The 24895-nt window shown below is 63.0% G+C and carries 24 protein-coding genes; 7 read left to right on the top strand and 17 right to left on the bottom strand.

Features of this window, described 5'->3' with window-relative positions:
* The first annotated feature begins 482 nt into the window (after positions 1-482).
* The 4 genes from FBT96_RS09285 (at position 483) to FBT96_RS09270 (ending at position 5592) form a co-directional block, all read left to right on the top strand.
* The gene (locus tag FBT96_RS09285; protein WP_169583348.1) at positions 483-956 is read left to right on the top strand and encodes a plasmid mobilization protein; all 474 of its coding nucleotides are present in this window, start codon (positions 483-485) and stop codon (positions 954-956) included.
* Positions 953-2830: a relaxase/mobilization nuclease domain-containing protein gene (locus FBT96_RS09280; RefSeq protein ID WP_136906006.1), complete on the top strand. Its 1878-nt coding sequence runs from the start codon at positions 953-955 to the stop codon at positions 2828-2830. The genes FBT96_RS09285 and FBT96_RS09280 overlap by 4 nt, the downstream gene beginning before the upstream one ends.
* 10 nt (positions 2831-2840) lie before the next feature.
* Entirely contained in the window at positions 2841-4685 is a 1845-nt protein-coding gene (locus FBT96_RS09275) for a type IV secretory system conjugative DNA transfer family protein (RefSeq protein ID WP_136906005.1), read from the top strand.
* Positions 4686-4950: 265 nt separating this feature from the next.
* A complete protein-coding gene (locus tag FBT96_RS09270) occupies positions 4951-5592 on the top strand; it encodes a VRR-NUC domain-containing protein (protein WP_169583346.1) in 642 nt (213 codons plus the stop codon).
* Positions 5593-5707: 115 nt separating this feature from the next.
* Here FBT96_RS09270 and FBT96_RS09265 read toward each other — a convergent pair whose 3' ends face one another.
* The 14 genes from FBT96_RS09265 to FBT96_RS09200 form a co-directional block, all read right to left on the bottom strand.
* Positions 5708-6682, bottom strand: a complete 975-nt coding sequence (locus FBT96_RS09265) for an ATPase, T2SS/T4P/T4SS family (protein WP_136906003.1) — start codon at positions 6680-6682, stop codon at positions 5708-5710.
* Positions 6682-8004, bottom strand: a complete 1323-nt coding sequence (locus tag FBT96_RS09260) for a TrbI/VirB10 family protein (RefSeq protein ID WP_136906002.1) — start codon at positions 8002-8004, stop codon at positions 6682-6684. Before FBT96_RS09260 ends, FBT96_RS09265 begins: the two co-directional genes overlap by 1 nt.
* 1 nt (position 8005) lies before the next feature.
* Positions 8006-8755 (bottom strand): TrbG/VirB9 family P-type conjugative transfer protein, encoded by a 750-nt coding sequence (locus tag FBT96_RS09255; RefSeq protein ID WP_136906001.1) that lies wholly within the window; start codon positions 8753-8755, stop codon positions 8006-8008.
* Positions 8752-9411 carry a virB8 family protein gene (locus tag FBT96_RS09250; protein ID WP_169583344.1) on the bottom strand — a complete coding sequence of 220 codons (660 nt, stop codon included), beginning with the start codon at positions 9409-9411 and terminating at the stop codon, positions 8752-8754. Before FBT96_RS09250 ends, FBT96_RS09255 begins: the two co-directional genes overlap by 4 nt.
* A gap of 32 nt (positions 9412-9443) precedes the next feature.
* Positions 9444-10463 (bottom strand): type IV secretion system protein, encoded by a 1020-nt coding sequence (locus FBT96_RS09245; RefSeq protein ID WP_136905999.1) that lies wholly within the window; start codon positions 10461-10463, stop codon positions 9444-9446.
* A 3-nt stretch (positions 10464-10466) separates the two neighbouring features.
* Positions 10467-10973, bottom strand: coding sequence for a hypothetical protein (locus tag FBT96_RS09240; protein WP_136905998.1), 507 nt, complete (start codon positions 10971-10973; stop codon positions 10467-10469).
* Positions 10970-11692 carry a type IV secretion system protein gene (locus tag FBT96_RS09235; protein WP_169583342.1) on the bottom strand — a complete coding sequence of 241 codons (723 nt, stop codon included), beginning with the start codon at positions 11690-11692 and terminating at the stop codon, positions 10970-10972. The genes FBT96_RS09240 and FBT96_RS09235 overlap by 4 nt, the downstream gene beginning before the upstream one ends.
* An 83-nt stretch (positions 11693-11775) precedes the next feature.
* Positions 11776-12828 carry a lytic transglycosylase domain-containing protein gene (locus FBT96_RS09230; RefSeq protein ID WP_212635374.1) on the bottom strand — a complete coding sequence of 351 codons (1053 nt, stop codon included), beginning with the start codon at positions 12826-12828 and terminating at the stop codon, positions 11776-11778.
* A 59-nt stretch (positions 12829-12887) separates the two neighbouring features.
* On the bottom strand, positions 12888-13094 hold the full coding sequence (locus FBT96_RS09225; RefSeq protein ID WP_136905996.1) for a hypothetical protein: 207 nt from the start codon (positions 13092-13094) through the stop codon (positions 12888-12890).
* Positions 13091-15469: a VirB4 family type IV secretion/conjugal transfer ATPase gene (locus tag FBT96_RS09220; RefSeq protein WP_169583340.1), complete on the bottom strand. Its 2379-nt coding sequence runs from the start codon at positions 15467-15469 to the stop codon at positions 13091-13093. Before FBT96_RS09220 ends, FBT96_RS09225 begins: the two co-directional genes overlap by 4 nt.
* Positions 15459-15734 carry a type IV secretion system protein VirB3 gene (locus tag FBT96_RS09215; RefSeq protein WP_136905994.1) on the bottom strand — a complete coding sequence of 92 codons (276 nt, stop codon included), beginning with the start codon at positions 15732-15734 and terminating at the stop codon, positions 15459-15461. The genes FBT96_RS09220 and FBT96_RS09215 overlap by 11 nt, the downstream gene beginning before the upstream one ends.
* 66 nt (positions 15735-15800) lie before the next feature.
* Positions 15801-16073: a TrbC/VirB2 family protein gene (locus FBT96_RS09210; RefSeq protein WP_249306404.1), complete on the bottom strand. Its 273-nt coding sequence runs from the start codon at positions 16071-16073 to the stop codon at positions 15801-15803.
* 51 nt (positions 16074-16124) lie between these two features.
* Positions 16125-16835, bottom strand: a complete 711-nt coding sequence (locus FBT96_RS09205; RefSeq protein ID WP_346655936.1) for a lytic transglycosylase domain-containing protein — start codon at positions 16833-16835, stop codon at positions 16125-16127.
* Entirely contained in the window at positions 16807-17118 is a 312-nt protein-coding gene (locus FBT96_RS09200) for a hypothetical protein (protein ID WP_126976265.1), read from the bottom strand. The genes FBT96_RS09205 and FBT96_RS09200 overlap by 29 nt, the downstream gene beginning before the upstream one ends.
* A gap of 178 nt (positions 17119-17296) precedes the next feature.
* On the opposite strand from FBT96_RS09200, the gene FBT96_RS09195 reads away from it, so the two are divergent.
* The 3 genes from FBT96_RS09195 (at position 17297) to FBT96_RS09185 (ending at position 19351) form a co-directional block, all read left to right on the top strand.
* Complete coding sequence (locus FBT96_RS09195) at positions 17297-17599, top strand: hypothetical protein (protein WP_136905992.1); 303 nt, start codon at positions 17297-17299, stop codon at positions 17597-17599.
* A 54-nt stretch (positions 17600-17653) separates the two neighbouring features.
* The gene (locus FBT96_RS09190) at positions 17654-18289 is read left to right on the top strand and encodes a hypothetical protein (RefSeq protein ID WP_249306403.1); all 636 of its coding nucleotides are present in this window, start codon (positions 17654-17656) and stop codon (positions 18287-18289) included.
* 216 nt (positions 18290-18505) lie between these two features.
* Positions 18506-19351, top strand: a complete 846-nt coding sequence (locus FBT96_RS09185; RefSeq protein WP_136905991.1) for a hypothetical protein — start codon at positions 18506-18508, stop codon at positions 19349-19351.
* A 74-nt stretch (positions 19352-19425) separates the two neighbouring features.
* Here the strand turns inward: FBT96_RS09185 and FBT96_RS09180 are convergent, their stop codons facing one another.
* Genes FBT96_RS09180 through FBT96_RS09170 form a run of 3 tightly spaced genes read right to left on the bottom strand, consistent with a single transcriptional unit; the run spans position 19426 to position 24448 of the window.
* Positions 19426-22596, bottom strand: coding sequence for an efflux RND transporter permease subunit (locus tag FBT96_RS09180; RefSeq protein WP_136905990.1), 3171 nt, complete (start codon positions 22594-22596; stop codon positions 19426-19428).
* Positions 22593-24056 (bottom strand): efflux RND transporter periplasmic adaptor subunit, encoded by a 1464-nt coding sequence (locus tag FBT96_RS09175; protein ID WP_136905989.1) that lies wholly within the window; start codon positions 24054-24056, stop codon positions 22593-22595. The genes FBT96_RS09180 and FBT96_RS09175 overlap by 4 nt, the downstream gene beginning before the upstream one ends.
* Positions 24053-24448 carry a FixH family protein gene (locus FBT96_RS09170; RefSeq protein ID WP_136905988.1) on the bottom strand — a complete coding sequence of 132 codons (396 nt, stop codon included), beginning with the start codon at positions 24446-24448 and terminating at the stop codon, positions 24053-24055. Before FBT96_RS09170 ends, FBT96_RS09175 begins: the two co-directional genes overlap by 4 nt.
* Positions 24449-24895: the final 447 nt, after the last annotated feature.

The following is a 24895-nucleotide window of genomic DNA, read 5'->3' as shown; positions in this document are numbered from 1 at the left end:
TGCCTTGGGTCCGCCGTGGGCAGGCCTAGAAGCATCCGGAGACCCATTTCCCGGCCCCTCTCCCCTTCCCGGGCAACCCTTTTTTCAGACTGTCGGACCGTTATCTGCAATCCCTCGTGGAGGGACCGCACAGGTGTGGAAAGTCCAAGCTTTCAAGGCGCTCGACCCCTTTGGTCTCGCCTCAAACGGAGGCCTGACGGCAGGGGCGCGGGGATGCAGTCGGCGGGCCAGCCGCCGACCCCTGACGCCATATTGAGTCCTCACCGGCTGTCCGGTTTCCGCACGCGGGCTCCTCTTCGGAGGAGCGGAAACCGGCCGGTGAGGACGGTTGGCAGGAACGGTGGTGTGTGGTACATGATGCACGATGACTGCAAAACACATGTAATGATGCAATGCCACGCTCACGCCTGACCTCTACTGAGACTGCAGCCATCACGGCGCGGCTCCTCGCTGGCGAGAGCGTCGCGGCCGTTGCGAGGTCTATGGGCCGTTCCCGCCAGGCGCTGTCACGGATCAAGGGCAGCCTTGACCGGAAGGAGGTGCGGCGGCTTTCGGTGAAGCTGAACATCCGCATCACGGAAGACGAGCATGCAGCCTTTCAGGCGGTTGCCGAGGCAAGCGGTCTGACGGTTTCCGAGGCAGTCCGGCATCTGGTCAGACAGGCAAGCGATCGTCTGGCCATCCAGGCAGACGAGCTTGATGCCATCGCTGCAGCCAGGCGGGAATTATCCGCCGTCGGCAACAACCTCAACCAGATCGCCCGTCTGGGGGCGGTTGGCCGTCTGACTTGGAACGCCCGCGATGCCGCCCTGGTGCGCAAGGTTGGAGCTCGGGTCGATGACCTTGTTGAAGAGGTCGTCCACCTTCTCTCGGCGCTTCGGGCCAAGCAGGGACTTGGTGATCAAACATCTCCTTTCGTTGTAGCGACTGATCCTTCTGCCGAGGCATCGAAATGACCCGGTCTCCTTCCGTCGAGGATCTGGTTCTCGGTCATGTTCTCGACGACCGGCGTCGTGGGCGGGGCGGTGGCGAGGGTGCTGCGTCCCGTCTCGGCACGCGCAAGGAACGTCAGACCCGGGCGCTTCTGCGAAACGCTGGAGGACCACGCGGCTGGCAGTCGGTCGTCAAACGAATTGCAGGTGGCAGTGCCCGCACCCCGCAGGAGCTGAAGCGCCTTCTCGACTATGTGGCCCGGGAAGAGGGGGTGCAGAGCACCTGGTGCAATCTGGCGGGCTATGAACGCGACTTTGACCCTGCCCGAACGGAGCGGACGGCCGATATCTGGTCTTCGACCTGGACAGGCGCGCCGCGACGGGGACATGCCGATCACATCGTCCTGAGCTTCCCGCGCGGGGTGGACGCCGAGCGCGCCGAAGTTATTGCCCGGGAATGGGGGCAGGCTGTGTTCGGGTCCGGTGAGTATGGGGATGTCTGGCGCTACGTTGCTGCCATGCACAAGGACACTGACCATCTGCATGCGCATTTCGTGGTCGACAAGCATGGCATCGAGGAAGGCCGGTTCCTGTCGATCTGTCGCCACGCCGCGCTGAACTTCGATGTGATGCGCGAGCTTCACGCCGAGATCAGCCAGTCGCATGGGCTGAACATCCTCGCTTCGTCGCGCCTTTCCCGCGGCATCATCGAGAACCCGCCGCGACAGTCCGAGCTGCGTGCATCGCGAGAGGGCGGGAAGGTCACACCCCCTGCCCCGCCACCGCTGTCCGACGGGGAGCGGAGCCGACGGCTTGCCGCGATGCAGGGCTTTGCCCGTGAGTACGAAGCCTTAGGCGATCTCGCCGGCCTTGCCGCCGCAACTGGCACCAAGGCGAACGCCTCTTCCTACCTTTCCCGGCTGGCCCGGGCGCTTGGCGCCTCTGCCGCCGCTCTCAGACAAGGAGTTCCCCTGATGCCCGATCACTCGCTTCATGCCGAAGGCGACCCCGCCGCGCGGGTTGAGGCTGCGCGTAGCGATATGATCGCGTCGGCCACTGAGGCTTGGGAGGCAATTCGCGCCATGGAACCCTCTGCCGAGCGGGTCGACCTTGAACGAAGCTTTGCCGAACAGGCGCGCGCCTCCCTGAAACTCGCGCCCGACAGCATCCTCCTAGCAGAGCATGCCCAGGTCGCAGACCGAAACACCGATCCCTACCACAACCCGACACTTGCCTCGCTTGCGCGACTGGAGCAGGGCCAGACCGAGGGTGTTTCTCTCGATGAAGGTCTACGCGCGACCCTTGCACATGTTCGCGACGAGATCGGCGAACGGCTGACGGCGCTGTTCTCGATCCGGGAAGATGAGCTTCGCATAGCCGGCACGTCCGTCGAAGAAATGGTCGCCCGCTTCAGTTTGGCCGAGCGCAGTGAGGGCCAGCGGGCGAGCTGGATCACCGAGCAGCCGAACACAATGCAAAAGGTGTTCTGGATGGAAACGGAGCGCGCCCTCGGCCAGGAGGTTCGGGCAGAAGTCGCCGCTTTCAACTTTGCGCCGGAGTTGACGGAGGCCGTCGCGCGCGACCAATTGCTCTCCGCCGATCGCCAGATGAAGCTCTCCGAAGTGCCCGCGCTGGAAGCCATCGTCGACCGCCTGCACGACACTCTGAAACCCGAGGATCTCGACCGTGTCCGGTCCGGCGATCTCGCACCGCTCAACGAGCAGGTCCGAGATCCAGCACTCCGGGCCGCCGTCGCGCATGAGTTGAAGAACGAGGGCGACCTCGGTCAGTCGAGCGAGGTCGGACCCTGGGCGGACCTCGCACGGGCGCAACATCGCGCCGCCGAACTGGGACAGCGCGATCGCGCCGTCGAGCGCGACACCGGCCACGAACTCTGAGGACAGACCCATGCTCTCGAATCTCGACACCGCCTGGCGATATCCGCTGGCGCTGCTTCTTGGCCTGCTGACCGGTCTCTACATCGGAGGCATGCTGGCCACGATCTATGTGATCACTGCCTTCCGGGAGAGCCTCGATACGCTAAGCCCGTTGGGCCCCTGGTTCCTTCGCTACACCTGGGCTGACCTTGCCGCGCGGCCTTCGGTCCTGCAGGGCGCGCTGATCATCACTGGCGCTGTCACAGTCGCCCTGACGCTCGTCGGCTTGGCCGGGGTGCATCGCGGCCGCCTCAACCAGTATGACGACGCGCATTTCCAGTCGCGCCGTGAGTTGAAGCGCAACCACATGGTCGGAACCCTCGATCAGAACGGCTTCATCTTCGGCAAGCTTGGCCTCCCGAAATCCGACGCGCCCTTTGTGATGGCGCCGCCCGACCGCTTCCCCCATGCGATGATGATAGCGCCTACCGGCCGCGGGAAAGGCGTGGGCTTCGTCATCCCAAACCTCCTCCACTTCTCAGGCTCCGCGATCATCCTCGACGTGAAGGGCGAGAACTTCGCGAAGACCTCGATTCATCGCAAGCACGGGCTGAAGAACAGCATCTGGTACTTCTCGCCCTTCGATGAGGACCGTGGTTCGCACCGGTTCAACCCGCTTGCCCGGATCGCCGCCCTGCCCTCTGCCGAGCGTCAGTATACCGCGCTGAACTCGATGGCCGACCTCTTCCTCATCCCGGAAGGCGAAAGCGCGCAGAGCTTCTTCAATGCGGGCAAACGGCTCTTCATCGCCTCCTGCCTCTACGCCATCGAGCAGCGCCGCCCGACCTTGGGCTTTGCTGGCGAAATCATGGCCGGAGGCGGCGACAAGAAGAAGAGCTATACGGCCATTGCCGAGACGACGAACATCCCGATCGTCTCCCGCACTTTCCTCGAAATGGCCGACGTCCCAGAAAAAACCCTCGGGGCTTATGTGTCGGTCATCCAGGGATCCGGTCTCGAGCTTTGGAACGACCCCGCAGTCGACCGCGTGACCTCGGCAAGCGACTTCGACTTCTCGACTTTCCGCCGTGATCCCCAAAGCCTCTACATCGTCGTCCAGCCAGAGCACCTGAAAACCCTGGCCCCCCTCGTCCGCCTTCTCTTCGCGGATGCCATCGCTTCCCTCCAGCGCCGTGAGCCTGGGCCTGACGAGCACCATGCTGTCATGTTCCTGATGGACGAGTTTGACCAACTCGGTCGGCAGCCCCTCGTCCTCTCCTCCATCAAGACCATTCGCAGCTTCGGCGGCCGATTCTTCATCATCTCCCAGACCATTCCTGGTCTCGATGACATCTATGGCGAAACTGGGCGGCGTTCTCTGCAGGGCGGCGCTGGCGTGCAGATTTACATGACGCCGCAGGATGACCGGACGGCCGAGGTGCTGTCGAATGCCTTAGGGCGCTCCACCATCACCGCCGTGACCGAAAGCCAGTCGCGGGTCCGGGCCTTAGAGGACAGTGCGAATGTCAGCAGGCGTTCGGAAGAGCGGCCGCTGATCTCGGCGAACGAAGTGCTGCGGTTTTCGCTGGATGAGGTGCTGGTGCTGCCCGAGGGGCAGTATCCGATCCGGGCGCGGCACATCCGGTACTACGAGGATCGGCATTTTGCGCCGATTGATCGAGCGCGGAAGGGGAAGGCGTTGCCGACCATACAGGGTAGCGGAGCGGCTGGAAGGCAAGCGCCTGTCGGGAAGCTGCCAGGGTTGACTGCGTCCCCTGGACCTGCGGGCGCCGAGGTCTTCGGAGAAGCGGCACGGGTGTTTCAGGAAATTGCGAAGAGCGCCAAGCAAACACGGAAAATGCCGGCTCGGGTCTAACCGGTGCTTGGTCGCTAATCCTCATCGCATGGTCCTACGGGCAGATCCGGCCTAAAGCCGACGGTCGATTATAGGTCGCGTCTGCGATCACTATCACGAAGGGAATGCCCAGGTGGTTGAGCTAATCGGCGAGCGGCGTGATCACCGTTCGGCGCAGCCAGTGGTCGAGAACGGCCAGATCAGGTCGGTTAGTATCGACAAAAGAAATTCGCTTCGCCCAGTCGCGTCCCTATGAGAGATTTTGTGCATGAATAGGACCGCTACCATGACCGAAGCTGCAGCTCGGACGTTAGGAACCGGCTACGAGACGATCCGTCTCGTCCATCACGGTGCCAAGCAGTGGTCATTTGCCGAGGAGCCGCCGACGGTGGTCGAAAACGCCGCCCTGCAACACTACGCAGCCGAAGGCTGGGATGGTGTAGCCGTCGAAGGGCTCTCTATAATGTTCCTCATCAAGCTAGCGGCCTTTGTTGAAATCGATCCACACCACGTGATGGGGTGCACGGAAGCAATCTTTTCTCGTAATCTGATAAATCCCAAAACTACCGCTGCGGAGCTCCTTTCCACGATGGTTTCGGCGGACCGCAGCCGCATCATCCGGAACTCCCAGATCATTCGACCCGGCAAGCAGTCTTTTTTCCCTGGGTTAAGGAAAACGGACCTGGTCTGCCTGTTTGACGCTCTTGGTCCGGACAGACTTCATCAAATCGCGACGATCTTCGCGAAAGCACCTTATGAATTCCGTTCAGGATGGCCCGACCTCACGCTCTGGAATGGCAACCAGGTGGCCTTTCGGGAGATAAAGGCCCCGGGTGATAAGATGCATTTTTCGCAGAAGCGACTGTTGTCCGAAATCCTTGTGCCGCTCGGTTATGATGTCCGTCTAGTAGACGTCCTGCCGGAATAGGGTTCCAACGAAGTGATCTTGGGATTGCGAAGGCCGACCGTCAACGGAATGTTGCCTCTTGATTGCAGCTGGACCAACATCGGCTGGGGAATTGCTGAAGCCGCAGCCGCGACCCTCACATACACACCATCTCCGCCACGCCGCGCTGCCCACCCTGCCGCGAAAGCTGAACCACAAGGTCCACACTTCCCTCACAGTACCGCTTCACTTCCTCGAACCCCATGCCCAGCCCTGCGGCCATGACCATGATCGCCAACCGATCAATGGCCTTCCGGGCCGTGTTAGCATGAATGGTTGTAAACGATCCGCCGTGGCCGGTGTTGATCGCCTCGAGAAACGTCCGGCTTTCCTCGCCCCTCAACTCCCCGAGGATGATCCGATCCGGCCGCATACGGAGGGAGGCCTCCAACAATCGCGCCGGGGTGCGCTCTCCCTGGGCGCTGCGGTCCGCCTTGAGTGCGACAGCATTGTCCTGGCGCGGGAAGAGCTCAAAGGAATCCTCGATGGTCAGTATCCGCTCTCCCGGGTCCACCATCGACAACAAAGACCGAGCGAATGTCGTCTTGCCGGTCGAGGTGCCGCCTGAGATCAGGATGTTCATGCGATCCTCGACGCAAAGCCGCATGGCATCGACAACTTGCCCGGCCTGAGCCAGCTTCAGCGCCTCCCCTGCCTTTTCCCGACGCTTGGCGTCGAGATCGACGAGACAACCGTGTAAGAGGCGCGGCTCGATCAGCTGATCGGCGGAAACCTTGAATGGCCGGAACGTGATAGCCATCCCGCCTTCCACGATGGGCGGCGCCACAACCTGCGCCCGGATCGCCATATCGCCCCAGACGATCTTTCCGGAGACGGTCGGCTTTTTCTCCGAGAACTGTACGCCTACCGCCGAAGCGATAGCCTGCCCAAGGTTGGTCGACAGGACTCGATCAATCGAGAGATGCGCAACCCTCTCCATGTGGGTTGCACCCTTTCGCTCGATCCAGACCTTTCCGTCCGGGTTGATCGCCACCTCAACCAGATCGTCTCGCATAAACAGGGGGGCGATCGGCGTGAGGTAGGATCCGAGGAAGCTCGGCCGATCATCCATCACCAGATTTCCAAGTCGCGGTCGACCATGACCGTGATCGCGGCCCCGGGGGCGACCGTGATGATCGGCGGCAGGCTCGCATAGGTCTCAACCGCTGAGCCCATAGCCGAACTAAGGTCCTCGCCCATGCTCTCGGCCGTGTCGGAACTGATCTCGTCGGTATATTTCGCGGCGGCGACGGCTGGAGCGGCCCCGAGAAGGGAAATGAGCGCAGCTGACCCGAACCTGGTACCGAAGCGCGTGTAGACCTTGCCGATGATGCCGGAGCGTCCTTGGGCATCGCCACCGAAAGCCTCCATCTGCACTGACTGCCCATCCGGGGTGACGAGCCGCGTCCAGGCCACGAGGATACGTCCCTGACCGATGGCCACGTCTGAGGAATAGTCACCGAAGAGACGCGAGCCGGCGGGGATCAGGATCTGGGCCTGATCGAAGGACCAGACTGGCCGGGTCACGATCGCTGTGATCTGGCCAGGCAGACTCGAGTCGACCGCATTCTCGAGCGTCGCTTCGATCATTGTGCCCTGCAGGACAGTGTTCGGCGGATTGGCGATCACCTGGCTTACTTCAGTGGCGGTGGCTTCCCGCCCCGACTGCACAAAATCCCGACCTGTCGCATCTCTGCCCTCGGCAAGGGCGTCAGGCATCCCCATACCGGCATCCCCTGCCACACCCTTTTGACCATCATCGAAGACGACCGAAGGCGAGGCCACGCGGGCCGCAAGCTGCGCCTCGCGCTCGGCACGCTTGGCAGCCAATTCGGCTTCCCGCGCGGCATCAGCAGCACCAGCGGTGTCGGCGCTTCCCTTTAGAACGGCGATCTCCTGCTCGAACTGCCGCCGCATGTCCTCCATGAGAGCAAGGTTCTGGGACTGAGCCTCTTCGAACGCAAGCGCCAGTTCCTTGGCTGTCTGATTCTTCTCGGCATCGGCCCTGTCGGCAAAATCACCCAATTCGCGCTGCAGCCTCTCGACCTCGGACTGGAGTGTGGCGTTCCGCGCTTCGAGGTCTTCGCGCTGTGAGGCCAGTTCCCCTTCGATGTCTGAGAACCCATCACCGGCGGGCTTCGCTTCCGGTCCCGGCTCAATCGCTCCGAAGGGCGAGCCGCCCGCCTGATCCTGGAATTCCTCGACGGCGGAGGTTTCCACATCGGGGATGGCGCGGCTGGAAGGCCAGATAGTCCAGAGCGCGGCAAGGCTCGCGCCTGCCACCAGCGCACCCATGCCAAGTCGCTGCTGCCGTGTCATCTTCGGCTTGGGCCGCTCGATCTTGTAGTCCTGCTCGGCGCCGTTCTGCGGATCGGTCATCTCCGGATCAGCCATGTCAGAACTCCCAGCCCTGTAGCTTGGCGAGCAGGGCCGGATCTGTGGTCACGCCGCCATCCACCCGCTCAATGCAAAGGACCTGCGTGCCGATCCGGATCGAATAGGCGGAGCGCAGGCCCGAGACGCGGACGATGCTGCCCCGCGTGCCGGAGTTCAGTGTCATCTCGCGGCCCGTCGCATCGACGCCGAAGATCGAGGGCCGAAGACCTGGTGCGAAGGCGAAGTAGGTCGCTTGCCCATCGTTCCAGATATGGACGGGTTTAAGGGTCTCGTCGCCGGACCAGGCATAGCCGATGTCGCGCGACCCTGCGGACACGGTGCCACGGGTCGCCCGGCTTGTGCCCGTCTCGGGATAGCGCAGGACCAGCCGATAAGTCGGATTGCGGGACCGGCCCTCGCTGATCGACAGCGAGATCGTGCGCCGCCCGGTATAAATCGTCATGTTGGTCTCGGCCGCGGCAATCAGGGGTTTCACGGAAACCGTGGTCCGGTTCGAGAGCACCTCGACCTCGAAGGCTTCGCTGTCGCCGAGAAGGACGGAATCAATCCGCTCCCCGGCACCCAGTTCGATGGCGGTGTTCACGCGCAGATGCGTGTCGAGCCGGATGACATCGACGGGGTTGTAGAGGACCGACCGGACGCGGGCATCGGCGCCCATCGACGCTGGGGCGACTTCGGCGTGGCCAATGGTCGTGGCGCCAAAAGCGCAGGCAAGGGCGATCCCCGGGAGGAGGAGAGAACGGGTCATGGATTGGTCTCCAGGGTTTCGGCGTCAACGCGGTAGGCCGAGACGGTGAAGCCGAGCGGGTTTTCCCAGACATGGGCGAGGGAGCGCTCGGTCTTCGGCTCGAAGGCGAACTCGACCGTCGCGACGAAGGGCTGGGTCACTGGCTCCTGCTTCGTCTTGCGCAGGGTTTTCAGGAAGCGGATCTGGGCGACGTTTGGCGAAAGGAAGGTGATCCGGCGTACGGTCACCGTGACTTCCGCGCCGGGCCCATAGACATCGGGTGGATAGGCCGTGTTTCCCCCGCCTTTCGACCAGAGAAGCCGCAGGCTTTCCTCGGCGCTCCCCGTCGAGCGGCGCTGCACGCTCTCAAGCCGGGCCTGAATGCCTGCAAGGAAATAGCCTTCGCGATCGGAGACATAAGCCACGAGGAGGCTTTGTTTCAGAGCCTCCTGGTCCTCGATTCCGGTGGGGGCGACCTGCAGGATGTTTTCGGCGTCCCCGGTCTGGCGATCAACGAGAACTGTGAAGACCTGAGTTTCCCTCAAGGGCAGAACGAGGACCAGTGCGCTTGCAAGGATCAGGCTCAGCCCGCCTGCGGCACTCGCGACGATCCAGGCACGCCGGGCCGAGAGGCGGGGCTCCAGCACGAGATCGACATCAAATCCATGCGCCTCCATGGGCGGTCCTCCACTTCTCGAGTTCTGGGGCATCAGCTTTTGTCCGGTGTCCGGCTGGCGAGCCACATCGCCGTCTGCACGGCGGACCGCCCGATCTGTCCGGCGGTATTGCCGTTCAGACGTGCGTCCGATGGTCGGCGGCCGCCGGCATCCAATCCAGCCGCTCCCCGCCCTGCGCCGATCCCGGACGCGATGCCGGTGCGCCCGTATCCCTTGACGCTGTCAGCTGTACGGAAAGTCGAGGCTGCGACGCTACCGAGACCGGTCGCGGTCGACGCGAGCGACTGCGCGATCGTCGGCACCATGGCCATTAGGCCGGTGCCGAGCATCATGACGACCACAAAGCTCAGGACGTCGCCGATGGTTTCGACCGAGGCCAAAGAGGCGGGCGTCAGGTCGCGGGCTATTGCGATGGTGAAGGCAGCCATGCCCGAGGTGAGCATCGGGTAGAAAGCAAAGCCGAGGGCGAGGTTCACCCATCGATCGAAGAGCGGGGCGGTGACCTTGAAGAGCGTGCAGGCTATCGCGATCGGCGCGAAGATGACGAGGACGCCGATCATGATCTTCGCGGCCGAGATCACGATGATCGACACCGTCGCCATGAGGGCAGCGACAAGAAACATCAGGAGGCCCGCTAGGGCACCGGTGATGTAGCTGCCATTCTGGCTGATCGCCTGTCCGACATCGAGCGCTTGCAGGTAGAGCGAGTCGAGCCCTTCATAGAGATTGCCCGATCCACCGCCGAAGGCCTCGAGGACGACGGCCCCTATCTCGCTCGGGGCATTGGTCAGGACACCATAGACCGCATTGAAGTTGGTCCAGGACGACAAGAAGGCCGACGCAACTGCGATCCGAACCATAAGGCCGAGCCCGTTGCGCAGGGTCATCGGGACGGCTTGAGCCATCAGGTTGATGCCGACCAGTGCCACTACCATGACCGATCCGACTCGGAAAACCGGTACGATCTCGGCGGCCACGGCGTCGAACGCAGTTGCGCCAACCGCAGTTGCGGCAGCATCGACCTGGGTCAGGATGTCGGCGATGATGGCCATGGATCACATGGACCGGCAGACGGTCTCGAGGTCGCGATAGCGTGCCTCCGTCTCGCGTTGGTGCTGCGTGAGGTAAGCCTCAAGCTCGGCACGATCGTCGTTGACGAGGTCTGCAGCCGGCTTGCCCAGAATCTCCGACGTGAACATGTCGAAGCTGAAGCTATCGAAAAGGCAACCGCATGTCCCCGCCTCCAGGGCCTTTATCTTCGCCGCCGTGATGTAGGCCTGTCGCGATGCCCCCTTGAAGCGCCAGTCGGTGATCCCCTCGGTCAGATCGATCACCTCTTCGCAGGCAGGCCTATCTGCGGCGGCAAAGATCCCGGTCCCGCGCCGCTGCATTTCGGTCAGGAGATCCAGCGCGGCCTCCGCATCCTGCGCCCATACCGCTTCCCGGGTTCTTTCAGCCAGCTGAACGTCGCTCAATGAGGCGAGGTCCTCCGCTGCGGCGAAGTTGGCAAGGCAGACGAGGACAGCAACCGCCGCGATCTGGTGAGACGCCCGCCGCATCATTCGGCCCCCGAGTAGTCGAAGAAGCTCTTTTCCTTGGCCTGTTCTGCGGCCCAGTTGACGCCCGTCTGCCCGGCGGCCAGCCCTGCAGCCGCGTTCAGGCGCCACATCTGGCCGAGCATGTAGTTGGTCTCGGCGGCCATCCGGGTGTTGAGGTCGATGCTTTCCTTCAGGCCTTCCTGGTTGGCGATCTCGTCGACAAGGCCGTCGATCCGCGCGAGGCTTTGGGCGGCTTCCTCGTAGGAGAGCTGCGCCACGCCCATGGCCGTGGCGCTCGTAGCAGCGGTCGTCGCGATGAGCTTGTCCTGCGGGTTCTCCGATGACGACAACCCAGCAAGAGTTTCCGAGGTCAGGCCGGCCCCTTCCAGCGTGTCGCGCATGTATTCGGCGGCCATCTTGTCGCCCATGGTCACATCGCCATCTAGAAGGCTGTCCAGGAGCCCATCGAAGTCCCCGATGGTCAGTGCGTCCTGGAAGCCGGAAAGATCGGTGATCTTGGCCGCCCGCGAGCGCAGGTCCTCTACCGAATTGTATAGGCTTGCGATCTCGTTCAGGCCCGAGATCGATCCGAGAATGCCTTCAAGGTTGGTCAGCTGCTCGAGACCGGTCTCGACCTGCTTTTTCAACTCTTCGATCTGCGCGATCTGGTTTTCTGCGTCGCGCAGTGCCGCCTGCAGCTGCTCGATGTTCTTGGCAAGGTTGGTGCCGTCGATAACGGGCACGCCTTGGGCCAGAAGAGGTGATGCCAGAAGCGTTGCACAGACGGCGAGCGCGAGACGCGCCCTCGTTCGAAGGACGAAAGGTCTCACGGAGTGTACTCCCAGAAGGTGGTGTATTGCAGGGATTGCGCGGCGTCCGAGAGCCCTCGGGCTGCCTCGACCTTGACGGCACCGGCGCGGAGCCGCAGCGTCAGGGCCATGAGGCGCGCGCGTTCGGCAAGCATATAGGTGTTCTGGTCGACCGCTTCTTTCGGGGTCTGGGGCTTGGCCTCTTCAAGAAACCCCTTGATCCGGGCCATCGCCGCCTCGATCTGCCCCGACTGCTGGCCGGAATAGCCGATGAAGGCCGAGGACATGTTGCCCCACTCGGCACTGGCGCCCTCCACCCCCGCCAGCGTGCCCGTTACGTCCGCGCCGGTGATCACCGAGAGGTAGGCGTCGTAGTAGCCCGAGATCCGGCGGACGTAATTCTGGGTTTCCTCGAAGGGTGGGATGCCGCCGTATTTCTGGACGTTGCCCGGTCCGGCGTTATAGGCCGCGAGCGCGAAGTCGATCCGGCCGAAGCTGTTGAGCTGGGTCGCGAGATAGCGTGCGCCACCATCGAGGTTCTGCAGCGGGTCGGTCGGATCAACACCGAGATCGGCGGCAGTGCCGGGCATCAACTGGCAAAAGCCCATGGCCCCGACCGGGCTGATCGCCGCGTTAGAGAACCCGCTTTCCTGCTTCACCAGCGACTGGAAAAGAATGCGCCAGGTCGTGGGCGTGAGCCCGACCTTCACGACGCCGGGATGCGTTTCATACCGCGCCGCCATGGCGATGATCATCGCCTCGACCGTCTCGCCTTCACCGAAGAGCCGCTGGCTTTCCGGGCTTGTCTCCTCAAGGGGATAGACCTCGGCGGCAGGAGGGAAGGTCCCCTCCCCCATCTCGAAGCCGCTGAGGTCAGTCACGCCGGTCGTATCTGCGAGGAAACGCTCATAGGCGGCCAGCTGGTCGTCTTCGATCTCGCTGAGTTCTGTGCGGGTGCTGAGTTTCTCCCCCTGCTTCACCGCGTCCTCAGCCTGCTCGACAAGACGCGAGATGAAGTTCGACAGTCGCGAGCCGTCGATGATTGGCACGCCCTGGGCCAGGAGGCCCATAGGCACCGCAGTGCCGAGGAGAAGCCCGAGAAGGAGAGGGGCACGACGCATGAGGTGGCTCAGTTCTCGCAACGGGCGTCGGGGTCGTTCATCGTCGAGACGATGACGGTCGTGCCGTCACTTTGCTCCCGCGCAGCAAAGTATTTGCCCTCGGCTCGGAACTGGCCATGGCAGGGGGAGACGGCCCCCGTCTCGACGCCAGCGCAAGCGGAAAGAAGGGTGAACGCGAGAAGGGAAGTGGGGATCAGGCGGTTGCTTAAGGTCACGTCATGTCCTTCCAGAAATCGGGTGTGTCACGCCAGCCATAGGGGGCGCGGTCTTCGCCAGATCGGCCGCCGCCAAGCACGGCGAGGGCGGGCCCAAGAGCCGCGAGATCCATGTTCACGAAGACCGAGTCCCCGGCCGAACGCAGGAGGGCGAGGCGCAGGCCACCTGTGGGCGTGCAGAGGAACTCGGCCTCTTTCTCGTTGAGCCGCAGGATCCGGTAATCCTCGGGGTTGGCGCGCGGGTTCGGATAGAGAAGCTGGGTCACCACGCTTTCCGCGATGATCTGTCCGACCTTGACCCGGGTCAGATGGGTCGGAGTCTGGGTCAGCATCATCACCACGGCGTTCTTTTTTCGCATGGTGACAAGCCAGTCATGCAGCCGCTTCTCGAAGATCGGATCGTCGAGCATCTTCCAGGCCTCATCGATGACGATGAGGGTCGGACGACGATCCTCGATCACCCGTTCGATGCGGCGGAAGAGATAGGCGAGAAGTGCCGAGCGCTCGGTTCCAAGATCAAGGATCTCCGACATGTCGATGCCGACCACATCTTCGGAAAGGCTGATCTCGGAAGCGGCCCCGGGCCCAAAGAGCCAGCCATGTCGGCCTCCCCGCCCCCATTCCCGGACCCGGCCCACAAGGTCGCCCTCGTCGTCTGTTGACGCGACGAGGGTGGCGAGGCCATCGAACGTCCTGAGCCGCGGATCGGCCGTGACAATCTGACGGACAGCGGCGTTCAAGCTGACGGTTTGGGCGGTCTCGAAGGGGCGCGACCCTGCAAGGATGTCACCAAGCCAGTCGGTGAGCCAGGCCGCACCGCGCTCATCGGTCTCGGTCTGGAACGGATTGAGGCCGGTCGCCTCGCCGATCCTGATCGCAGAATAGCTGCCACCCAAGGCGCGCACGGCCATCTCGAGACCGCGGTCCTTGTCGATGACGAGGATGCGGGCATGCACTCGCCGGGCCTGCGCCATTAGAAAAGCGGTGCCGAGGGTCTTGCCCGACCCCGTGCGGCCCAACACCAGCGTGTGGCCGGCGCTCGGCTCGGCACCGCGCTCGCCCTTGTCGTGGAAATTGAAGCGGTAGAGGCTTGAGGTGACCGTTGGCAGCGCCGTGATCGTCTCGCCCCAGGGCGACTGTGCCTTGGACCGGCCTTCCGTCACCCGGTGAAGCGCCGCGAGATGGGCAAAGTTCTGGGCTGACAAAAGTGATGTGCGCGGGCGGTAAGCCCAATTGCCGGGGGCTTGAGCAAACCAGGCCGCGCGGGCAGCGAAACTCTCGCGCACCAGAGTCGCCCCACAATCCTGCCCGGCGCGCCAGACTTCGGAGGCGGCTTCCTCAAGCTGTTCCGGGGTCTCGGCCGTGACCATGACGGTCAGGTGGTGCTTGCCGAAGACCTGCCGGCCCGAGGCGACGTTGTCCGCGGCCTCATAAAGCTCCTGACGCAGGGTTTCGGCGGCATCTTCGGAGGCGCGCATCTGGCGTGCCGTGCGCTTGATGCGCTCTTCGATTTCGTTGTTGCGAGCGGGCGTGAAGCTGTTGGTGATGACGATGTCGTAGGGCAGTTCCAGCGCGTCGAGCATCCGCGCCCAGGTGCGGGCCGGATAGGATTTCACACCGAAGATCGTCCCGAAGCGCATCCCGACGCCGGTTTCGATTTCCACCCGCTTGCCGGCAAAAGTCATCTGCGATGACGCAACAGCCTCGGCAAGAAACTGGCCGCGCATCGGAAGCACCTTGGCCATCGGCTGCCCAAGAAGGACGCCAAGGAGACCAAGCCATTCCCCGGAAGAGATGCTTAGGCGCCGAAAGCCCAGACCCTGGCAGGCCCCGGCCAAAAGGCCCATCGCTTCATTCAAGCGTTCGGTCCTCTGGCCTAAGTCGCCTGTGAAGGCTGCCTTAAAGAGTGCGCCAATCAGCGGGGCTCGTTTCAGCGCCGTGGGGCGAAGGATGAGCGAGACCACCAGCACTCGCCGCTTCAGGGTGCGTGCGTGAAGATGCGCCTGCCAGCGGGCATCGACCATTGCCGCGAACGCCTCCCCGGAACCCTCTCCATCGAAGGGCTTCACTTGGGGTGCGTCCGGCAGGGTCAGCTTGGAGACATGGAACCCGAAGCCTTCGCCCAACTGGCCGATCAGCCGCGCAAGCGAAGTGGTCGCGAGTGAGAGGTCCCCTTCTTCCCTCGTGAAACTGTCCTGCCCTTCGACCACGGCCGAGGCGATCAGGTCACCCTGCCGGGTCAGGATCAAATTGTCCGCGGGCGCGGAGAGCCACGGCAAGTGCCGGGCGAGGGTCTCGGCTGTAAGATCCTCAGGCCGCAAGACAGATCGAAGCGCCGGCGTGGCAGGGAAGAGAGACTTGAGGTCAGCTGACATGGCGATCTCCGCCAAAGGCCGACTTGCCATGTGTGCGCGGTGTCCGGGAAAAGACCACCGCGACCGTCTCGAAGAGGTGCGGGTTGCGGTCTGCCACGAACCACAAGACCGGATAGCCGATGACGCCGATCAGCAAGAACCGCCAATCGTTCGCGCCCACGAAGGGAATGACCGAGCCCAGCATCAGGCTCACGAAGTAGCCGATGGGCAGGCCGAAGATCTTTGGCGGCCGGGTGAGGCCGAGAAACAGGGGCGCGTCATGCATGGGGAACATCCGAGGGATCGGCCAAGCCGGGTGTGCAATGCCACCCGGTCTGGCGCCGATCCCGCCTCAGGGGGCCGCAAAGCCGTCGATGATGGTCGCGGCCGAGAAGACGAGGACCACACCGAAGAAGATCGCAAGGAAGAGGGGCCAGTTCAGGCGGCCGGTGAACATCATGTAGCCCGCAGCCACGACGGCGAGGATCGCAATCAGCCGCCCGATCGGGCCGGTCAGCCCGTCCACCACGACCTGCAGCATGTTTTCGAGGGGGTCGAGGTTCTGCGCGAGGGCAGGCTCTGCGAGGATTGCCGCGAAAGGCAGCGCCAGCAAAAGGGTATGCAAAGCCAGGCGAGGCAATCGCGCGCCAAAAAAGGTCCTAAACATGTGAGGGAGTTACTCCGAACTGAGGGTTGCGTTGGTCAGCCGCAAAACCTTGGCCACATGGCCCTCGGTCTCGGCATAAGGGGGGATGCCGCCATAGTCGCGGACCGCTTCGGGTCCGGCGTTGTAGGCTGCCAGAGCAAGATCGGCGGCGCCGAAGTCCTCAAGCTGGGTGAGGAGATAGCGGGCCGAACCGTGCAGATTGTCTTCCGGGTCATGGGGATCGACACCGAGGAGTTCGGCGGTTCCGGGCATCAGCTGACCCAGGCCGATGGCACCGACCGATGAGCGCGCATCCGGATTGAAGGCGGATTCCACTCCGATGTTGGCCCGAAAGAGTGCGAGCCATTCCGTCCCGGAGAGCCCGGCCGCCTTCAGCGCTGGATGGCGGAGGTAGTCGTCGCCGACGTCGAGTACGAGATCCTCGATTTCGGCTGTGCCACGCGGACCCCTGCCCTTCGGGGTCGTGCCATAGGACGCAAGCACAACGAGACCGTCGTCAGCTGCATCGGTCTCAACACCATCTGTGAACTCGACGCCGTTCAGATCGCCGCGCTTGGGAAACTCTTTGCCAAAATCGAGAACGCTGGCCCGAACCCGCAGGTCCTCTGTCCCTGCGCCAAGGTCGATGACCTCGGCCACGGCACCTTGTGCGGCCATGAGCCAAAGCGCCAGCCCGCCGCAGAGGGTCAGATCAGGGTATGGGCTCCACCGCTGCGTCATGGGTCCAGGTCGCCTTCTCTCCCTTCTTCAAAGGAACGGGGACCGTGGTCAGACCCAACTCGACCGCGAAGGAGATCAGACCGGTGACGGTCTTGAACTCCCGGGGTTCGAGCCCGCGCGAGATCACCAGAAGGGCTGTCTGGTCGCCAAGGCGCAACTGGATCCGCCAGGTGCCTTGCCAGACATTGAGAACCTTCTTTGCGTCCTCGACACAGAGGGCTTCGACGATGCCGCCTTCGGTCAGGGCCTCCTTAAGTCCGGCCTGCAAGATCACCGGGGTCAAGTTCCTCATGGGTTGGCACCTTCCGAAAGCAACACGCTCACGGCAGAACATAGTGCATGTTGCGCTGATGAGAAACATGTCGTCGCACAACATGGCGCTCACCTAGCGGTAGAATTCTGTTGCGTCAATAGAGGTGTTTTGCAATTCATGCACATGTTTTGAAATCCCCGGATCGCGCATGTCCTTTCTCCTCTCTAGACGCGCTCACCTCGTCGTCGCCACCCTGCTCACGACGCCTGTCTCCGGGGTCTCTCAAGCATCGACGGCCTTGGACTGCCTGCCGCCGGTCCCGCCTGCACCGTTGACCGATGCGGCCACACGTGCCGAATATCGCGTGGAGATCAGGCAGGAGTTCACGGCCTACTTCGATGAGGCACAGTCCTATCTGCACTGTCTCGACGCCGCGCGAGCCCAAGTGTCCGAAGAGATCAACCGTGCGATCCGCGACTACCAGGCGCTCGGCCCCGAGCCTGACGGTTGACCGTTCCAGATCAGGCCCCCTTTCCATCCCCGGCATCATCAAAAGGAAACCCCCATGACCAGACTACGAGCTGCGGCCACCCTCGCAGCGACTGCCGTGTCCCTTTCTCTTGCGACGCCCGCCGCCGCCTACCCTGTCGATTGCGCGATCCTTCTATGCCTCGCTGGCGGCTGGCCAGCCTCGGCAGAATGCGCCCACGCCCGTACCGTCTTCATTGCCCGGATCACCCCATGGCCAGTCGAGCCGCCGCTGCAGATCTGGAACTGTCCGATGCGGGCGACTTTCCTTGGTGAGGCGAAACCGATCGAGCGCCTATTCGACATCGGCGTTCGCGGTGAGCCGCTCGTCTCAATCCCGGCAACGCCGTGGGTGCTTCAGCTCGTCCAAGACCGGGCGGATGTCGACATCTCCGATCCGGCGTTTGACTTCGTCCGCTCGATCCGCGTGTTCGAAATCACCTACCAGCAGCGACGCAACTCTGACGGCGACTGCAACAGCCGGGGATCGGTCTACATGGGCACCTATGGAGCTCAAGGCGACTACAGCCGTCGCCGGAGCAGCGTTTCTGCGGTTCCGACCGCCTCAGATCTCGCCGTGCCGGCGGACTGCCGTTCTTATTGGCACCGGTCTGTCTTCGTCGAATGGCGCGACTATCAAGACAGCTACGGACACGAAGAGGTTCACTACTAAGAACCTGAAGGACCGCCCTCCCTCCAAACGATCGAAAGACCGGATCCCTAGAAACAGAAACGACGCCAGACCATAGGCCCGACGCCGCACTGATTTCCTCGTGGTGGTAGGAATCTAGCGCGAGCTTTGGGTCCGTTCAACCGGCAAATGCCTTTGCCGGAACGAAATTTTGCACGCTGAACGGTCTGGTGTCGCCCAAAGACGGAACGACACACCATGGAACTCACCACTGGCGCCATTCTGCGCCGCATCACCGAAACCCCGCTCTCAACTGCGGCCCATAAGCTCGCGACCATCATCCTCGACGGGATCGCCTGGAAGGACGGCTACAACGGGCTCGAGCGCGGGACGGCTGCGTTCACACTGGCGCACCTCGCCGAGAAGATGGGCGTGTCGCGGCAGCACTTGACGGCGCTCCTGGTCGAGCTCGCGGCGTCCGGCTTGGCGCTGGCCCGGTGGAAGCCCAATGGCAAGTTTGCGCCCTGGCTGTTCCGGTTCGGGGGGCATATCGCAACTGGAACAGCGCCAGATGTCGTGTCAGTTGCAGGCGACACATCACTATCTAGAGAGTCTAAGAACAAAACTATCTTTGCAGGGAAGATCGAGATCGGAGTAGGAACGAACGTCTATCGAACACCTTGGGCAGATTTGATCAAGGCTGCAAAGACATCGCTGGCCTGCTGGAACGTCGACACGCAGGTCATTTGGGAGCGCTTCCTTGCATTCAATCGGTTGCGAGGGAATGCCCATGTCCCGGCTGGTTACTTGCTCGGCTTCATGCGGCGCTGGCGGACCAGTTCGTCAAGCCGGGCTCCAACGTTTTCATCGGAGCCGGAGCCGCTGGCCAAAGAAGATCCCAAAACGCTCGAGCTTCATCAGCAGATTCGGGCTGCTCCGAGCGCCAACCGACAGTTTCACGCATCGGATTTGTGCAGCCTGATTGGCCAAACCGCCTACGATGCTCGTGTCCTAAATGTCGTCCGACAGTTCGGCTGTCCAAGGTTCACTGCAATCCTCGCCGTGCACGGACGCGCCGTTTTGGCAGGAGAAATCTCCCGATGAGATGGCTTGACGCGGAAGAGAGACCTCGGACTTGCTTGCTCAAATCATTTTTGCTGGGGTTTCTCCGACTACTTTCAGGCCAGGGATTGACCCATTGGCTTCACGACGGCACCACCGTTGGCAATGTCTTTTGCCTTCGCCAGCCCGCGTCCCTTGATGAGCGCATAGACGGCCGGAATCACGACCAATGTCAGGATGGTGGACGACACCATGCCGCCGATCATCGGCACGGCGATACGGCTCATGACCTCGGACCCTGTGCCATGCGCCCAGAGGATTGGCATCAGGCCTGCCATGATGGCCACCACGGTCATCATCTTGGGCCGCACCCGTTCGACCGCGCCGACCATGATCGCGGCATCCAGATCGGCGCGGGTGAAGGTGCGGCCAGCGCGGGCGACCTCGGCCCGGCGTTCAGCCAGCGCATGGTCGAGGTAGATCAACATGATCACCCCGGTTTCCGCCGCCACGCCAGCCAGCGCGATGAACCCGACGGCGACTGCCACGGAGGTGTTGAACCCCATCCACCACATCAGCCAGACCCCGCCGACGAGCGCGAACGGCAGCGACAGCATGACGATCAGGGTTTCGGTCAAGCGGCGGAAGTTCAGAAAGAGAAGCAGGAAGATCACTGCCAACGTCAACGGGACCACAATTGCCAACCGCGCCTTGGCACGTTCGAGGTATTCGAACTGACCGCTCCAACCCAGCGAATAGCCGGGCGGCAGGATCACTTCGCCAGCCACTGCCGCTTGTGCCTCGGCGACATAGCCGCCCAGATCGCGGCCCGCAATGTCCACGAAGATGTAGACGGCGAGCTGACCGTTCTCAGTGCGGATCGACGTCGCACCCCGGGTACGCTCGACAGCGGCGACCGCGCCCAGGGGCACAGTGCCACCACCCGGAAGTGCCACCTGCACCTCCTGCGCGATGGCCTCAGGATCCTGTCGCAGCGCTGCGGGATAGCGCAGTGCCACGTTGTAGCGCTCGCGTCCCTCGACGGTCTGGGTGATCGCCTCGGCCCCAAGAGCCATGGCGATCACCTCCTGCACGTCCTGGATCGACAGGCCGTAACGCGCCAGCCGTTCACGGTCCGGCACGATATCGAGGTAGTAGCCGCCAATCACCCGTTCGGCATAGGCGCTGGTGGTACCGGGAACATTCCGCAGCACCGCCTCGACCTGCCGCGCGACTGCCTCCATTTCTGTAAGGTCGGTGCCGAAGACTTTCACCCCCACAGGCGTGCGGATGCCGGTGGCCAGCATATCGATGCGGGCGCGGATCGGCTGGGTCCAGGCGTTCGAGACGCCGGGGAATTGCAGGGCGGCGTCCATTTCCAGCCGCAGACTTTCCATCGTGACGCCATCGCGCCACTCATCCTTCGGCTTCAACTGAATGATCGTCTCGAACATCTCGGTCGGGGCCGGGTCGGTTGCCGTCAGCGCACGGCCCGCCTTGCCGAAGACTGTCTCGACTTCCGGGAAGCTGCGGATGATGCGGTCCTGCATCTGCATCAGTTCCGCTGCCTTGGTGACGGACAAGCCCGGCAGGGTGGTGGGCATGTACATCATCGTGCCCTCGTCCAGAGCGGGCATGAATTCGGACCCCAACTGCCGCGCGGGCCAGATTGTGGCGACCAGTGCCACCAGCGCGAGCGTGATTGTGAACACCCGCGCCCGCAGCACCCATTGGATGACGGGTCGGTAGATCGCGATCAGGGCGCGGTTCACCGGGTTGCGGTGTTCCGGCACGATCCGCCCGCGCACGAAGATCACCATCAGCGCGGGCACCAGCGTCACTGACAAGAGCGCTGCGGCCGCCATGGCGAAAGTTTTGGTTGCAGCCAAGGGGCCGAATAGGCGGCCCTCTTGCCCTTCCAGCGCGAAGATCGGCAGGAAGGAGACGGTGATAATCAGCAGGCTGAAGAACAGCGCCGGGCCAACCTCGGACGCGGCTTCGATCAGCACTTCCACCCGTGGCTTGCCGGGTTCCGCCCTCTCCAGATGCTTGTGGGCGTTCTCGATCATCACGATGGCGGCGTCGATCATCGCGCCGATGGCAATGGCGATGCCGCCAAGGCTCATGATGTTGGCGCCGATGCCGAGCGCGCGCATGGCGGTGAAGGCCATCAGCAGACCCACGGGCAGCATGATGATGGCTACCAGCGACGAACGGACATGCAGCAGGAACACGAAGGTGACCAGGGCTACGACGATACTTTCTTCAAGCAGGGTCGTCCGCAGGGTCTCGATGGCCGACAGGATCAGGTCGGACCGGTCATAGACCGTGACGATCTCCACCCCATCGGGCAGGCTTTGCGCGATGGTCTCGATCTCGGCCTTGGCATTGTTGATCACGTCGAGAGCATTGGCACCCACGCGCTGAAGCACGATGCCGCTGGCGACCTCGCCTTCTCCATCCAGCTCAGCAATGCCCCGGCGCTCGTCGGGCACTATCTCGACCCGCGCAACATCGCGCAAAAGGACCGGGACGCCGCCTTCGGCGCGGATCGGGACCATCTCAAGATCACCGATGCCGTCCAGATAGCCGCGCCCCCGCACCATGAACTCGAATTCCGACAGCTCGACCGTGCGCCCGCCGGTGTCCATATTGCTGGCCGCAACTGCCTCTCCGATCTCGGACAGGGTGATGCCAAGCGCCCGCATCCGCACCGGATCCACGGTGATCGAGTATTGCTTCACAAACCCGCCGACGCTGGCGACTTCCGACACGCCATCGGCACCGCTGATGGCAAAACGCATCACCCAATCTTGCAATGACCGTAGCTCGGCCAGGCTCAGGTTCTCGCCCTTCAGCGCGTACTGGTAGACCCAGCCCACGCCCGTCGCATCCGGCCCAAGCGCGGGCGTCACTCCATCCGGTAAACGTGCTGCGGCGGCGTTGAGGTATTCCAGCACGCGGGACCGCGCCCAATAGGGGTCCACGCCATCCTCGAAGATGACGTAGACAAAGGAGATCCCGAAGAACGAGAACCCCCGCACGACCCTTGATTGCGGCACAGTCAGCATGGCCGAGGTCAGGGGATAGGTGACCTGATCCTCGACGACCTGCGGCGCTTGCCCCGGGTATTCGGTCAGCACGATCACCTGCACATCCGAAAGGTCCGGAATGGCATCGATCGGCAGCGTGCGTAGCGACCACAGGCCTGCCGCGACGGTAAAGACGGTGGCAAACAGAACCAGCAGCACATTGCGGGCCGACCATTCGATAATACGGGCGATCATGGGTTGGCCTTCGGGGTGGCTTCAGGCGCTGCCAGGGCAGCCAAAGCCGCATTGAGGTTGCTTTCGGCGTCGATCAGAAAGGTGGCGGCGCTGACAACCGTGTCACCCGCCTCGATGCCGCTGACGATCTCGATCATGCCGCCGCCTTTGCGCCCCACGATCACAGGTTCGGGCCGGAACCGCCCTTCGCCCAGATCAAGGATCACCACCTGCCGGTCGCCGGTGTCGATCACAGCACCCTCGGGCACCTGCACCACGGGTGCGCCGCCGAGCATGATTTCGACCTCGGCAAACATGTTGGCGCGCAGACGCCCGTCCGGGTTCGGCAATTCAATCCGCAGCTTTCCCGTGCGGGTCATCATATCGACTTCGGGGTAAATGGTGTCGATACGGCCCGAAATCGGGCCATCTGTGAGGCCCCGAAAACTCACGCGAACCACTGCTCCTACCGCAATCTCCATCAGTGCCGCTTCAGGCACTTCGGCGATGACCCAGACAGTCGAGGTGTCAGCGATGCGAAACAGCGTCTCACCCGCCTCCGACATCATGCCCTCGACTGCCATGCGCTCCAGCACCACGCCGCTGCGCGGGGCCATGATAGGAATACTGACCGTCGTCTGGCCTTCAGTCGCGATGCGGTCGATCACCTCGCCCGGCACGCCGAGGTTTTCCAATCGTTGCCGTGCGCCGTCCCTCAACCGCCCTTCCGACCGCACGTCGGTCAGGAACTGTGCAAGAGCGGCAGCGATCTCGGGTGAATAAAGCGTCACGAGCGGTGCGCCTTCGGCGATCGTGCTGCCCGTGGTCACATCGGCAACGGTTTCTATGAAGGCGTCGGCGCGCAACGAGATCACGCTGATCCGGCGTTCGTCCAGTTCCACGATGCCCGGCGCCCGTAATGTGGCCGCCAGAGGTGCCAACACTGCTTCGGCCGTCCGCACCCCGGTGCGCTGCAACTTGCCAGGGCTGACAGTGACCGAGCCGTCATCACTGTTTTCACCGTCATAGACGGGGATGTAATCCATCCCCATTGAGTCCTGCTTCGGTACTGGCGAGGTGTCTGGCAGGCCCATCGGGTTGCGGTAGTAGAGGATGGTCCGCTCACCTGTTTCAGCCATTGCCATTTCTGAACTGGGCTCGGGCGCAGGGCCCAGCGAGAGATCCTCGCTGGCGAGAACAGGCAGGAAGGCGCGCCCATCTGCCGTTTGCCGCTCGGATACCGACCATTCGGGCAACCCATCCGGGTGCCTCCAGTAGATCACCGGGCCGGTCGGCTCTGCTTCAGGGGCGTCAGCACCCGGCATGGCGACTGCGTCATTGCCCATCAAGACGGCAAGCTGCATCTCAGCCATGCCTATCAGGCTGGCCACGGTGATTCCCTTTTCGCCTGCGGTCAGCCCGATCCATCCGGCACTGCCTGCAACAAGGACTGCGGCAGTCAGCTTGCCAACCGCGCTCATGGCTCGGCTCGCAATTCCAGTTCTGCCTTCACGGTTTCCGGTTCACCCTGCACCTTGGCCGCCACTGAAAACCGCCATCCCCCCGCCATGGTGAGATCCGTGCTGAACAGGTAAGTGCCCGGACCTTCGGCCGGCAATGCGGTGACGGGGGAGGTCATCGTCTCCATTCCGTCGGGGGCCATGTCCATGCGTGTGGCATAGATGACCGCGCCCTCGACCGGCTGGCCGGTGCGAAGATCGGTCAGACGAAGTTCAATCGTTACCCCAGAACCGACACGATGGTCGGTCGAGACGATCTCGAAACGGTAGTCGTCTGCACCTGCCCAGAGGGCAGATGCGCCGATGAGAAGTGCCAGAACAGAGCCGCAAATGCGGCGGAACATGTTTGTCATGAGGAAGACCCTTTGATTGCAGCGAGAGCGCACCCGCGAAGCCAATTGGCGCAGGTGCAAACGGCAACATCCGCGTGCTTGCGCACGCGGCAGGGTCAAATGCGGGGAGGTCGCCTCAAGCCATCCGGCGGAAGCCCGGATGGTGGATGCAGGTCAGGAAGCATCAGGACTGCAGCAGATGCCTCCTCGGTAACAGAAAGCCCTGAGACTTGTACCAGAGCGAGCATTGTCATTCCGCCACGCGCCATCATTTCGCAGGCGACGCCGCATGCCTGGACATCTGGGCAATCGCCTTCGCAGCACGGGTCGGCTACTGCTGCGATCTCCGCTGCAAGTCCGGCCGATACCTCACTGACTGTGGCCCCGAACAGGGACACAGCCAACAGCACTGCTAAAAAGGGTCGGACTATCCACGACATTCAGAATGCATGACATGAGAAGAAAAAT

This window comes from Rhodobacter capsulatus, from assembly GCF_005144475.1.
Taxonomy (GTDB): domain Bacteria; phylum Pseudomonadota; class Alphaproteobacteria; order Rhodobacterales; family Rhodobacteraceae; genus Rhodobacter; species Rhodobacter capsulatus_C.
Note: the sequence above shows the minus strand (reverse complement) of the source record. Positions and strands in the feature narration are given on the sequence as shown.